The 13,531-nt window shown below is 37.7% G+C and carries 7 protein-coding genes and 7 pseudogenes; all 14 read left to right on the forward strand.

Annotated features, from left to right (window positions below):
* The first annotated feature begins 391 nt into the window (after positions 1-391).
* The 14 genes and pseudogenes from QMQ21_RS03650 to QMQ21_RS03715 all read left to right on the forward strand — a co-directional run bounded on the left by QMQ21_RS03650 (position 392) and on the right by QMQ21_RS03715 (position 13,474).
* On the forward strand, positions 392-844 hold the full coding sequence (locus tag QMQ21_RS03650) for a YhcH/YjgK/YiaL family protein (RefSeq protein WP_000587463.1): 453 nt from the start codon (positions 392-394) through the stop codon (positions 842-844).
* An 18-nt stretch (positions 845-862) separates the two neighbouring features.
* A pseudogene (locus tag QMQ21_RS03655) lies at positions 863-2,199 on the forward strand (ABC transporter substrate-binding protein).
* A 78-nt stretch (positions 2,200-2,277) separates the two neighbouring features.
* Positions 2,278-3,161: pseudogene (locus QMQ21_RS03660) on the forward strand (carbohydrate ABC transporter permease).
* Positions 3,161-3,994, forward strand: a complete 834-nt coding sequence (locus QMQ21_RS03665; protein ID WP_023935698.1) for a carbohydrate ABC transporter permease — start codon at positions 3,161-3,163, stop codon at positions 3,992-3,994. The pseudogene QMQ21_RS03660 and the gene QMQ21_RS03665 overlap by 1 nt, the downstream one beginning before the upstream one ends.
* A gap of 230 nt (positions 3,995-4,224) precedes the next feature.
* On the forward strand, positions 4,225-5,328 hold the full coding sequence (locus QMQ21_RS03670; RefSeq protein ID WP_261813918.1) for a Gfo/Idh/MocA family protein: 1,104 nt from the start codon (positions 4,225-4,227) through the stop codon (positions 5,326-5,328).
* Positions 5,329-5,508: 180 nt separating this feature from the next.
* Positions 5,509-6,209: pseudogene (locus tag QMQ21_RS03675) on the forward strand (N-acetylmannosamine-6-phosphate 2-epimerase).
* Positions 6,210-6,227: 18 nt separating this feature from the next.
* A pseudogene (locus QMQ21_RS03680) lies at positions 6,228-7,747 on the forward strand (PTS transporter subunit EIIC).
* Positions 7,748-7,870: 123 nt separating this feature from the next.
* Positions 7,871-9,197: pseudogene (locus QMQ21_RS03685) on the forward strand (ABC transporter substrate-binding protein).
* Between the two features lie 251 nt (positions 9,198-9,448).
* Complete coding sequence (locus QMQ21_RS03690; RefSeq protein WP_161802645.1) at positions 9,449-10,315, forward strand: carbohydrate ABC transporter permease; 867 nt, start codon at positions 9,449-9,451, stop codon at positions 10,313-10,315.
* Positions 10,316-10,330: 15 nt separating this feature from the next.
* Complete coding sequence (locus tag QMQ21_RS03695; RefSeq protein WP_001192006.1) at positions 10,331-11,170, forward strand: carbohydrate ABC transporter permease; 840 nt, start codon at positions 10,331-10,333, stop codon at positions 11,168-11,170.
* Positions 11,171-11,397: 227 nt separating this feature from the next.
* Positions 11,398-11,850: a NanQ anomerase/TabA/YiaL family protein gene (locus QMQ21_RS03700; protein ID WP_000575436.1), complete on the forward strand. Its 453-nt coding sequence runs from the start codon at positions 11,398-11,400 to the stop codon at positions 11,848-11,850.
* Between the two features lie 326 nt (positions 11,851-12,176).
* A complete protein-coding gene (locus QMQ21_RS03705) occupies positions 12,177-12,521 on the forward strand; it encodes a hypothetical protein (RefSeq protein ID WP_025170608.1) in 345 nt (114 codons plus the stop codon).
* Positions 12,522-12,554: 33 nt separating this feature from the next.
* A pseudogene (locus QMQ21_RS03710) lies at positions 12,555-12,748 on the forward strand (hypothetical protein).
* Between the two features lie 82 nt (positions 12,749-12,830).
* A pseudogene (locus tag QMQ21_RS03715) lies at positions 12,831-13,474 on the forward strand (YesL family protein).
* Positions 13,475-13,531: the final 57 nt, after the last annotated feature.

The following is a 13,531-nucleotide window of genomic DNA, read 5'->3' on the forward strand; positions in this document are numbered from 1 at the left end:
GATTCATACTAGTATCTTTTGCAAAAAATAAAGGGCGGACTTCCTTCATGAATATCAATTTCATCTATAAGGAAGGTAGCTCATTGAACTAACTTATTTATTCTGTTTGTCGCTAGAAAAATCAGACCTCCTTGTGAAGATTGAGGAGATACTGAATGAAAATCAAAGAAGAAACTAGCAAGCTAGCAGTAGATTGCCCAAAACACCGCTTTGAGGTTGTAGATAAGACTGACCTATATAATTCAAGGTGAAGCGACTGCGGTTTGAAGAGATTTTCAAAGAGTATAGGCTAGAGAGTGTAGTGTTTTTATGTCCTTCTAGTAGAAAATGCTAGACAGAAGAATGGGGAACTTGGATAGGAAAAATAGATTGAGAAAGGAGGTTAGAAGAGATGATTATTACAAAAATTAGCCGTTTAGGAACTTATGTGGGAGTAAATCCACATTTTGCAACATTAATAGATTTTCTAGAAAAAACAGGACTAGAAAATTTAACAGAAGGTTCGATTGCTATCGATGGTGATCGATTGTTTGGGAATTGCTTTACTTATCTAGCAGATGGTCAAGCAGGGGCTTTCTTTGAAACACACCAAAAATATTTGGATATTCATTTAGTTTTGGAAAACGAAGAAGCCATGGCTGTTACGTCGCCGAAAAATGTAAGCGTTACCCAAGAGTATGATGAAGAGAAGGATATTGAATTATACACAGGGAAAGTGGAACAGTTGGTTCATTTGAGAGCTGGCGAATGCCTCATCACTTTTCCAGAAGATTTACATCAACCCAAGGTTCGTATAAATGATGAACCTGTGAAAAAAATTGTCTTTAAAGTTGCGATTTCTTAATGTAGAAAGGGAAGAACGATGAAAAAAATGAGAAAGTTTTTATGTCTAGCTGGAGTTGCGCTAGCAGCCGTTGCCTTGGTAGCTTGTTCAGGAAAGAAAGAAAGTACAACTAGTACTGAACCACCGACAGAATTATCTGGTGAGATTACAATGTGGCACTCCTTTACTCAAGGACCACGTTTAGAAAGTATTCAAAAATCAGCAGATGCTTTCATGCAAAAGCATCCAAAAACGAAAATCAAGATTGAAACATTCTCTTGGAATGACTTCTATACTAAATGGACTACAGGTTTAGCAAATGGAAATGTGCCAGATATTAGTACAGCTCTTCCTAACCAAGTAATGGAAATGGTCAACTCAGATGCTTTGGTTCCGCTAAATGATTCTATCAAGCGTATTGGACAAGATAAATTTAACGAAACTGCCTTAAATGAAGCAAAAATCGGAGATGATTACTACTCTGTTCCTCTTTATTCACATGCACAAGTCATGTGGGTTAGAACAGATTTGTTAAAAGAGCATAATATTGAGGTTCCTAAAACTTGGGATCAACTCTATGAAGCTTCTAAAAAATTGAAAGAAGCTGGAGTTTATGGCTTGTCTGTTCCGTTTGGAACAAATGACTTAATGGCAACACGTTTCTTGAACTTCTACGTACGTAGTGGTGGAGGAAGCCTCTTAACAAAAGATCTTAAAGCAGACTTGACAAGTCAACTTGCTCAAGATGGTATTAAATACTGGGTTAAATTGTATAAAGAAATCTCACCTCAAGATTCTTTGAACTTTAATGTCCTTCAGCAAGCTACCTTGTTCTATCAAGGAAAAACAGCATTTGACTTTAACTCTGGCTTCCATATCGGAGGAATCAATGCCAACAGTCCTCAATTGATTGATTCGATTGATGCTTATCCTATTCCAAAAATCAAAGAATCTGATAAAGACCAAGGAATTGAGACCTCAAACATTCCAATGGTTGTTTGGAAAAATTCAAAACATCCAGAAGTTGCTAAAGCATTCTTAGAATCACTTTATAATGAAGAAGACTACGTTAAATTCCTGATTCAACTCCAGTAGGTATGTTGCCAACTATTAAGGGGATTAGCGATTCTGCAGCCTATAAAGAAAATGAAACTCGTAAGAAATTTAAACATGCTGAAGAAGTGATTACTGAAGCTGTTAAAAAAGGTACTGCTATTGGTTATGAAAATGGACCAAGTGTACAAGCTGGTATGTTGACTAACCAACACATTATTGAACAAATGTTCCAAGATATCATTACAAATGGAACAGATCCTATGAAAGCTGCAAAAGAAGCAGAAAAACAATTAAACGATTTATTTGAGGCTGTTCAGTAGATGTAAAAGACTAGAAAATAGGTGGGCTAGTGAGCTGAAAAGCCCTAGCCCAATCTTGTAAAAGAAGGGAGAAGGAGAATGGTTAAAGAACGTAATTTAACTCGCTGGATATTTGTTTTGCCAGCTATGATTATCGTAGGATTACTCTTTGTTTATCCGTTTTTCTCGAGTATTTTTTATAGCTTTACCAATAAGCATTTGATTATGCCCAATTATAAATTTGTTGGTTTAGCTAACTATAAAGCTGTGCTATCAGATCCCAACTTCTTTAATGCGTTCTTTAATTCAATTAAGTGGACCATTTTCTCATTAGTTGGTCAAGTTTTAGTAGGGTTTGTATTGGCTTTAGCTCTTCACAGAGTACGCCACTTCAAGAAATTATATAGGACCTTATTGATTGTTCCTTGGGCATTTCCTACCATCGTTATTGCCTTCTCTTGGCAGTGGATTCTAAACGGGGTTTATGGCTACTTACCTAATCTAATCGTAAAATTAGGTTTAATGGAACATACACCTGCATTTTTGACAGATAGTACATGGGCATTCCTATGTTTGGTGTTTATCAACATTTGGTTTGGAGCGCCGATGATTATGGTTAATGTGCTTTCAGCTTTGCAAACAGTACCAGAAGAACAATTTGAGGCTGCTAAGATAGATGGTGCTTCAAGTTGGCAGGTGTTCAAGTTTATCGTCTTTCCACATATTAAAGTGGTTGTAGGGCTTCTAGTTGTTTTGAGAACTGTATGGATCTTTAATAACTTTGACATTATCTACCTTATTACGGGTGGTGGATTACTAATGCTACAACGACGCTTCCAATTTTTGCTTACAATCTGGGTTGGGGCACTAAATTGTTGGGTCGTGCTTCAGCAGTTACAGTGTTGCTCTTTATCTTCTTGATGGCGATTTGCTTTATCTACTTTGCTATCATCAGTAAGTGGGAAAAGGAGGGTAGAAAATAATGAAGAAGAAATCCAGTATTTATTTAGATATTCTCTCACATGCACTCTTGATTGGTGCGACTATTGTTGCAATTTTCCCATTGGTATGGATTATCATATCGTCTGTCAAGGGGAAAGGGGAATTGACTCAGTATCCAACACGATTTTGGCCTGAACAGTTTACATTAGATTATTTTATACATGTTATCAACGATTTGCACTTTATTGATAACATTCGAAATAGTTTAATCATTGCCTTAGCTACAACCCTTATTGCGATTATTATTTCTGCTATGGCAGCCTACGGTATTGTTCGATTCTTTCCTAAATTGGGAGCAATCATGTCGAGACTACTCGTCATTACCTATATTTTCCCACCAATTTTGTTAGCAATTCCCTATTCAATTGCCATTGCTAAAGTTGGGTTAACAAATAGTTTATTTGGCTTGATGATGGTTTATCTATCTTTTAGTGTTCCATATGCAGTTTGGCTCTTAGTTGGATTTTTCCAAACAGTTCCAATTGGAATTGAAGAAGCAGCTCGAATTGATGGTGCAAATAAATTTGTAACGTTTTATAAAGTTGTGCTACCGATTGTAGCACCAGGTATTGTAGCAACAGCTATTTATACATTTATCAATGCTTGGAATGAATTCCTGTATGCCTTGATTTTGATTAACAATACAGGAAAGATGACAGTAGCAGTAGCCCTTCGTTCACTTAATGGTTCAGAAATACTAGACTGGGGAGATATGATGGCAGCGTCTGTTATTGTAGTTCTTCCATCAATCATTTTCTTCTCTGTCATCCAAAATAAGATTGCAAGTGGATTGTCAGAAGGATCTGTGAAGTAATACTCAATGAAAATCAAAGAGCAAACTAGCCGCAGGCTGCTCAAAGTACAGCTTTGAGGTTGCAAATAAAACTGACGAAGTCAGCTCAGAACACGTTTTTGAGGTTGTAGATGAAGCTGACGAAGTCAGTAACCATACGCACAGTAAGGCGACGTTGACTCGGTTTGAAGAGATTTTTGAAGAGTATAAGTTAAAATTAGAAAGTTTATTCAATAATAAAGGAGAAAAACATGGTTAAATATGGTGTTGTTGGAACAGGGTATTTTGGAGCTGAATTGGCTCGTTATATGCAAAAGAATGATGGAGCAGAGATTACTCTTCTCTATGATCCAGATAATGCAGAAGTAATTACAGAAGAATTGGGAGCAAAAGTAGCAAGTTCCCTAGATGAGTTGGTTTCTAGCGATGAAGTAGATTGTGTTATCGTCGCAACTCCAAATAATCTTCATAAAGAACCTATTATTAAGGCTGCACAGCATGGTAAAAATGTTTTCTGTGAAAAACCAATTGCGCTTTCTTATCAAGATTGTCGCGAGATGGTAGATGCGTGTAAAGAAAACAATGTAACCTTTATGGCAGGACATATTATGAATTTCTTTAATGGTGTTCATCATGCAAAAGAACTCATTAATCAAGGAGTTATCGGAGACGTTCTATATTGTCATACAGCTCGTAATGGTTGGGAAGAACAACAACCGTCCGTATCATGGAAAAAAATTCGTGAAAAATCAGGTGGTCACTTGTATCACCACATCCATGAATTGGATTGCGTTCAATTCCTTATGGGGGGCATGCCTGAAACTGTAACCATGACAGGTGGAAATGTGGCCCATGAAGGTGAACATTTCGGTGATGAAGATGATATGATTTTTGTCAATATGGAATTTTCTAATAAGCGTTTTGCCTTGTTAGAATGGGGTTCAGCTTATCGTTGGGGTGAACATTATGTCTTAATCCAAGGAAGCAAAGGTGCCATCCGCTTAGACTTATTCAACTGTAAAGGAACTCTTAAGCTAGATGGGCAAGAAAGCTATTTCTTGATTCACGAATCGCAAGAAGAAGATGATGATCGGACTCGTATCTATCATAGTACAGAGATGGATGGAGCAATTGCTTATGGTAAACCAGGTAAACGTACTCCATTATGGCTATCATCTGTCATTGATAAAGAAATGCGCTATCTGCATGAGATTATGGAAGGAGCTCCAGTATCAGAAGAATTTGCAAAACTTTTGACAGGTGAAGCTGCCCTAGAAGCAATTGCTACTGCAGATGCTTGTGCCCAGTCTATGTTTGAAGATCGCAAAGTAAAATTGTCAGAAATTGTAAACTAAATTTTGGTATTCTCCTATTTATAGGTCGACTTGCTCCTCTGAAAGTACTTTTAGAGGAGCTGTTTGACTTTGCTAGTTTTTGAAACTGAAATCTATTATACTACAAACTATTGAAAGCGTTTTAATTTTAAGGTATAATAATCTCATAGAAATAAAGAAAAAAGAAAGGGAGGAAAGAGGATGCCACAGATTAGTAAAGAAGCCTTGATTGAACAAATCAAAGATGGAATCATCGTTTCTTGTCAGGCTCTTCCTCATGAACCGCTTTATACAGAAGCGGGAGGGGTGATTCCCTTGCTGGTCAAAGCGGCTGAGCAAGGTGGAGCAGTCGGTATCCGAGCCAATAGTGTTCGCGATATCAAGGAAATTAAGGAAGTCACCAAACTTCCGATTATTGGGATAATCAAACGAGATTATCCGCCACAAGAACCCTTCATCACGGCTACTATGAAAGAAGTTGATGAATTGGCAGAACTGGACATCGAGGTGATTGCTCTGGATTGTACCAAGCGTGAACGCTACGATGGTTTGGAAATTCAAGAGTTCATTCGTCAGGTCAAGGAGAAATATCCTAACCAGCTCTTGATGGCGGACACCAGTACTTTTGAAGAAGGATTGGCAGCGGTCGAAGCAGGAATTGACTTTGTCGGAACAACCTTATCAGGCTACACATCCTACAGTCCAAAAGTGGATGGTCCAGATTTTGAACTCATCAAAAAACTCTGTGATGCTTAGGTGTAGATGTCATTGCAGAAGGAAAAATTCATACACCAGAACAAGCCAAACAAATCCTTGAATACGGAGTGCGAGGCATCGTTGTTGGTGGCGCTATTACTAGACCAAAAGAGATTACAGAACGCTTCGTTGCTGGTCTTAAATAAGATGTGAGGGGGAGTTTTATATTTAAAGTTTTACAAAAAGTTGGAAAAGCTTTTATGTTGCCTATAGCTATACTTCCTGCAGCAGGTCTACTTTTGGGGATTGGTGGTGCACTTTCAAACCCAACCACGATAGCAACTTATCCAATACTAGACAATAGTATTTTTCAATCGATATTCCAAGTAATGAGCTCTGCAGGAGAGGTTGTATTCAGTAACTTGTCACTACTTCTCTGTGTGGGATTATGTATTGGCTTAGCGAAACGAGATAAAGGAACCGCTGCGTTAGCAGGAGTAACTGGTTACTTAGTTATGACTGCAACGATCAAAGCTCTGGTAAAACTTTTTATGGCAGAAGGATCTGCAATTGATACTGGAGTTATTGGAGCATTAGTTGTCGGAATAGTTGCCGTATATTTGCACAACCGATATAGCAATATTCAATTACCTTCCGCTTTAGGATTCTTTGGAGGTTCACGCTTCGTTCCTATTGTTACATCGTTCTCTTCTATCTTAATTGGCTTTGTCTTCTTTGTTATTTGGCCACCTTTCCAACAACTTCTTGTTTCTACAGGTGGATATATTTCTCAGGCAGGTCCAATTGGAACTTTTCTATATGGATTTTTAATGAGACTTTCTGGAGCAGTAGGCTTACATCATATGATTTATCCTATGTTTTGGTATACTGAACTTGGTGGTGTTGAAACTGTTGCAGGACAAACAGTGGTTGGAGCTCAAAAAATATTTTTTGCTCAATTAGCCGATTCGGCTCATTCTGGATTATTTACAGAAGGAACAAGGTTTTTTGCAGGTCGTTTCTCAACAATGATGTTCGGTTTACTCTTACTGCCTGTTTAGCGATGTACCATAGTGTTCCTAAGAATCGTCGTAAAAAATACGCGGGTTTGTTTTTTGGAGTTGCTTTAACATCTTTTATTACCGTATTACAGAACCAATTGAATTTATGTTTCTATTCGTCAGTCCTATTTCTATATGTTGTTCACGCATTCCTTGATGGTGTCAGCTTCTTTATTGCAGACATCTTAAATATTTCAATAGGAAACACATTTTCAGGAGGTGTAATCGATTTCACTTTATTTGGAATTTTGCAGGGGAACGCTAAGACGAATTGGGTTCTTCAGATTCCATTTGGACTTATTTGGAGTGTTTTGTATTATATTATTTTTAGATGGTTCATTACTCAATTCAACGTTCTAACGCCAGGAAGAGGAGAAGAAGTAGATTCTAAAGAAATTTCTGAATCCGCAGATTCAACTTCAAATACTGCGGATCATTTAAAACAGGATAGCCTACAAATTATCAGAGCCTTGGGTGGATCAAATAATATAGAAGATGTAGATGCTTGTGTGACACGTTTACGTGTAGCTGTAAAAGAAGTTAATCAAGTTGATAAAGCACTTTTAAAACAAATTGGTGCAGTTGATGTCTTAGAAGTGAAGGGTGGCATTCAAGCAATCTATGGAGCAAAAGCAATCTTATATAAAAATAGTATTAATGAAATTTTAGGTGTAGATGATTAAGTACTTACTGACTTAATAAAAAATAGAGGAGAGTGATTGATGAGTAGGAAAAAATGAAAACGTATATAAATGCAAAGAACTCATTATCCAAGTTGGATACGCTTATAAAATAGGAGAATACAAATGAAATTTAGAAAATTAGCTTGTACAGTACTTGCGGGTGCTGCGGTTCTTGGTCTTGCTGCTTGTGGCAATTCTGGCGGAAATAAAGATGCTGGTAAATCAGGTGGTGACGGTGCCAAAACAGAAATCACTTGGTGGGCATTCCCAGTATTTACCCAGAAAAAGCTGGTGACGGTGTTGGAACTTATGAAAAATCAATCATCGAAGCGTTTGAAAAAGCAAATCCAGATGTAAAAGTGAAATTGGAAACCATCGACTTCAAGTCAGGCCCTGAAAAAATCACAACAGCCATCGAAGCAGGAACAGCTCCGGACGTACTCTTTGACGCACCAGGACGTATCATCCAATACGGTAAAAATGGTAAATTGGCTGAGTTGAACGACCTTTTCACAGATGAATTTGTTAAAGATGTCAATAACGAAAACATCATACAAGCAAGTAAAGCTGGAGACAAGGCTTACATGTATCCAATTAGTTCTGCCCCATTCTACATGGCAATGAACAAGAAAATGCTAGAAGATGCTGGAGTGGCAAACCTTGTAAAAGAAGGTTGGACAACTGATGATTTTGAAAAAGTATTGAAAGCACTCAAAGACAAGGGCTACACACCAGGTTCATTGTTCAGTTCTGGTCAAGGGGAGACCAAGGAACACGTGCCTTTATCTCTAACCTTTATAGCGGTTCTGTAACAGATGAAAAAGTTAGCAAATATACAACTGATGATCCTAAATTCGTCAAAGGTCTTGAAAAAGCAACTGGCTGGATTAAAGACAATTTGCTCAATAATGGTTCACAATTTGACGGTGGGGCAGATATCCAAAACTTTGCCAACGGTCAAACATCTTACACAACCCTTTGGGCACCAGCTCAAAATGGTATCCAAGCTAAACTGTTAGAAGCAAGTAAGGTAGAAGTAGTAGAAGTACCATTCCCATCAGACGAAGGTAAACCAGCTCTTGAATACCTTGTAAACGGATTTGCAGTATTCAACAATAAAGACGACAAGAAAGTCGCTGCATCTAAGAAATTCATCCAGTTTATCGCAGATGACAAAGAGTGGGGACCTAAAGACGTAGTTCGTACAGGTGCTTTCCCAGTCCGTACTTCATTTGGAAAACTTTATGAAGACAAACGCATGGAAACAATCAGCGGCTGGACTCAATACTACTCACCATACTACAACACTATTGATGGATTTGCTGAAATGAGAACACTTTGGTTCCCAATGTTGCAATCTGTATCAAATGGTGACGAAAAACCAGCGGACGCTTTGAAAGCCTTCACTGAAAAAGCGAACGAAACAATCAAAAAAGCTATGAAACAATAGTCCTTAGTTATTCTATAAAAAGTAGTTTTTTAAAGAAGCTAAGAGTGTATACCCCCTTTTCCCTCTACACAGATAGTGTAAGAAAAGGGGGCTTTTGTTTAAAATGTAAGAAACTGTCACGAAATTAAAATGAAGTTCTTACATAAGCGAATCATAAAAAATTTCATTTTGATTTTAAAACAGTTCAAGAAAGTCAAAAAATTATTCTATTTGAAAGAGAGGTGCCGACTGTGAAAGTCAATAAAATTCGTATGCGGGAAACAGTGATTTCCTATGCTTTCCTAGCACCAGTGTTGTTCTTCTTTATTATCTTTGTTTTAGCACCAATGATTATGGGCTTCATCACAAGTTTCTTTAACTATTCTATGACTAGTTTCCAATTTGTGGGCTTAGATAACTATGTCCGTATGTTTAAAGATCCTGTCTTTGCAAAATCTCTGATTAACACAGTTATTTTGGTTATTGGATCTGTGCCAGTTGTTGTTCTATTCTCACTCTTTGTAGCATCGCAAACCTATCACCAAAATGCTATTGCCAGATCCTTCTACCGTTTTGTCTTCTTCCTTCCTGTTGTAACAGGTAGTGTTGCCGTAACGGTTGTATGGAAATGGATCTATGATCCACTATCAGGTATCTTGAACTTTGTGCTTAAATCAAGTCATATCATTACTCAAAACATTTCATGGCTTGGTGATAAGCACTGGGCATTGATGGCGATTATGATTATTCTCTTGACCACTTCAGTTGGTCAGCCCATCATCCTTTATATCGCTGCTATGGGGAATATTGATAATTCACTGGTTGAAGCGGCGCGTGTTGATGGTGCAACTGAGTTTCAAGTTTTCTGGAAGATTAAATGGCCAAGCCTTCTTCCAACAACTCTTTATATTGCAATCATCACAACAATTAACTCCTTCCAGTGTTTCGCCTTGATTCAGCTTTTGACATCTGGTGGTCCAAACTACTCAACAAGTACCTTGATGTACTACCTGTACGAAAAAGCCTTCCAATTGACAGAATACGGCTATGCCAACACCATTGGTGTCTTCTTGGCAGTCATGATTGCGATCGTAAGCTTTGTTCAATTTAAAGTACTTGGAAACGACGTAGAATACTAAAGAAAGGAGACAGTTATGCAATCTACAGAAAAAAAACCATTAACAGCCTTTACTGTTATTTCAACAATCATTTTGCTCTTGTTGACTGTGCTGTTCATCTTTCCATTCTACTGGATTTTGACAGGGGCATTCAAGTCACAGCCTGATACCATTATGATTCCGCCACAATGGTTCCCTAAAATGCCAACCATGGAAAACTTCCAACAACTTATGGTGCAGAACCCTGCCTTGCAATGGATGTGGAACTCAGTATTTATCTCATTGGTAACCATGTTCTTAGTCTGTGCAACCTCATCTCTAGCAGGTTATGTATTGGCTAAAAAACGTTTCTATGGTCAACGCATTCTATTTGCTATCTTTATAGCTGCTATGGCGCTTCCAAAACAAGTTGTCCTTGTACCATTGGTACGTATCGTCAACTTCATGGGAATTCATGACACTCTTTGGGCAGTTATTTTGCCTTTGATTGGATGGCCATTTGGGGTCTTCCTCATGAAACAATTCAGTGAAAATATCCCTACAGAATTGCTCGAATCAGCTAAGATTGATGGCTGTGGTGAGATTCGTACCTTCTGGAGCGTAGCCTTCCCGATTGTGAAACCAGGGTTTGCAGCCCTTGCAATCTTTACCTTCATCAATACTTGGAATGACTACTTCATGCAATTGGTAATGTTGACTTCACGTAACAATTTGACCATCTCACTTGGGGTTGCGACCATGCAGGCTGAAATGGCAACCAACTATGGTTTGATTATGGCAGGAGCTGCCCTTGCTGCCGTGCCAATTGTAACAGTCTTCCTAGTCTTCCAGAAATCCTTCACACAAGGGATTACTATGGGAGCGGTCAAAGGATAATACTCTGCGAAAATCGAATGCAAACTAGGTCAGCGTCACCTTGCCATACTTAAGTATTGCCTGCGGTTAGCTTCCTAGTTTGTTCTTCAATTTTCATTGAGTATAAGAGAATATAGAGGTTATAAGTGTCTACAAAATGTTGGGTATTTGCTTACCTTAGAGATTTTGTCAGACACTTATCAACTTAAGAATGGTTTTAGTTAACTATCAGAAACGAAGGAAAGAGTATGATTTTTGACGATTTGAAAAATATTAGCTTCTATAAAGGGATTCATCCCAATCTTGACAAGGCAATTGATTATCTTTATGAACATCGTAAAGATTCATTCGAGTTAGGAAAATATGATATTGATGGTGACAAGGTCTTTCTAGTTGTTCAAGAAAATGTCCTAAATAAAGCTGAAAATGACCAGTTTGAACATCACAAGAACTATGCAGACTTGCATTTGTTGGTAGAAGGGCATGAATATTCGAGCTACGGTTCACGTATCAAAGACGAGGCAGTAGCATTTGACGAAGCAAGTGACATTGGTTTTGTCCATTGTCATGAACACTACCCACTCTTATTGGGTTATCACAATTTTGCGATTTTCTTCCCAGGAGAGCCACATCAACCAAATGGTTATGCAGGTATGGAAGATCAAGTTCGCAAGTATTTGTTTAAAATTTTAATTGATTAAAAATAGGATGAATTGTTTTTTTGTAAAGCTTTGATAATACTCTACCATGAAATTGATCTTTGTGAGGTAGAGAAATGAGAATAAAATATTTAAAAATTGGTATCTTCTTGTCAGTCTGTTTATTGCTAATGAGTAATATTTTACCTTCAATTGTGTATGCGAATGAAGTCTCGCATATCCAAACTATACAGTCAGAAATGGATCGAATAGATGCAAAATTATCTCAAAATTACTTGCTAACTGAACAAGAAATTAAGGATTTGGTGGAAGATAGCAAAGGAGTCTATCCAGACATATCAGATGAACGTAAAATTGAATTGCTAGAAATGGTATCTTCTAAGTATGCTGCAAGAGCTAGTTTCTTAGATGGAAAGGGAATTACAGTTAATGAGATGGCTTGGATAATTAAGGGCATTGTGACTGGATTGATTGGTAAATACATAAAATTAGGTACTTATGCGGCTAAGTATGGTATTAGTATGGCGCGCTCGATCTTAAGTAGGGCAGCTGCAACTGCAGCAGCAAGAGTAGGATTATTGACCAAGATTTCTGGATGGATTTTACAAATAGCTGTGAATGTAGCTGATGTATATGGTAATTTTGCCTACAATATTGCTGCAGCTTGGGATGCACATGATAAAATCCCTAACAATGGTCGTATAAACTTTTAAAATGCGAGAATGAAAGCACTTTGTATTTTTTTATTGAAAGCACTTTGTATTTTTTTATTGAATATGTTAGCTTGGACAGTGCTTGCAATGATAATCCGTGGAGGGCTAGATGGATTTAATGAGCATACTTGGAGTACTATTTTAATTGCTTCGCTGTCCGGATATATATAGATTATATGTCCATAGATAAAAGTAGAAAAAAATCCAAAAGAAAAAAGAAAAAATAGATTTGTTCATGGTAGGGACTTATGAAAGCTTTACTGACAAAAAAGAAAACAGTTTACAAAGAAAAATGATGGAGGAGCAAACATGGCACAAAAAGGAGTAAGCCTTATCAAGGCAGCATTTGATACAGACAACTTTCTCATGCGTTTTAGTGAGAAAGTCTTGGACATCGTGACAGCCAATCTTCTTTTTGTCGTCTCTTGTTTGCCCATCGTGACGATTGGAGTGGCTAAAATCAGCCTCTACGAGACCATGTTTGAGATTAAGAAGAGCAGACGGGTGCCTGTTTTTAAAATCTATCTAAGATCTTTCAAGCAAAATCTGAAACTAGGTCTTCAGCTGGGTTTAATGGAGTTAGGAATTGTGTTTCTTACCCTTTCAGATCTCTATCTTTTCTGGGGTCAAACAGCTCTGCCCTTCCAATTGCTGAAAGCCATTTGTTTAGGTATTCTGATGTTTCTTACTATCGTGATGCTGGCTAGTTACCCTATCGCGGCACGTTATGACCTATCTTGGAAAGAAATTCTTCAAAAGGATTGATGTTGGCTAGTTTTAACTTTCCTTGGTTCTTCCTCATGTTAGCCATTCTTGTCCTCATTGTGATGGTTCTTTATCTGTCCGCCTTCAGTCTACTCTTAGGTGGCTCAGTCTTCCTACTTTTTGGGTTTGGACTATTGGTCTTTATCCAGACTGGATTGATGGAGAAAATTTTCGCAAAATATCAATAGGAGTCTTATTTCTGAAACTACTTTCAAAGGCTTCAAACGCTATTCTATAAGCTAGAA

It is taken from the genome of Streptococcus bouchesdurhonensis (assembly GCF_948472335.1).

Coding starts and splice junctions, on each gene's coding strand:
- QMQ21_RS03695 (WP_001192006.1), top strand. CDS start 10,331: ATGCAATCTACAGAAAAAAAACCATTAACAGCCTTTACTGTTATTTCA.
- QMQ21_RS03705 (WP_025170608.1), top strand. CDS start 12,177: ATGGTATCTTCTAAGTATGCTGCAAGAGCTAGTTTCTTAGATGGAAAG.
- QMQ21_RS03650 (WP_000587463.1), top strand. CDS start 392: ATGATTATTACAAAAATTAGCCGTTTAGGAACTTATGTGGGAGTAAAT.
- QMQ21_RS03700 (WP_000575436.1), top strand. CDS start 11,398: ATGATTTTTGACGATTTGAAAAATATTAGCTTCTATAAAGGGATTCAT.
- QMQ21_RS03665 (WP_023935698.1), top strand. CDS start 3,161: ATGAAGAAGAAATCCAGTATTTATTTAGATATTCTCTCACATGCACTC.
- QMQ21_RS03690 (WP_161802645.1), top strand. CDS start 9,449: ATGCGGGAAACAGTGATTTCCTATGCTTTCCTAGCACCAGTGTTGTTC.
- QMQ21_RS03670 (WP_261813918.1), top strand. CDS start 4,225: ATGGTTAAATATGGTGTTGTTGGAACAGGGTATTTTGGAGCTGAATTG.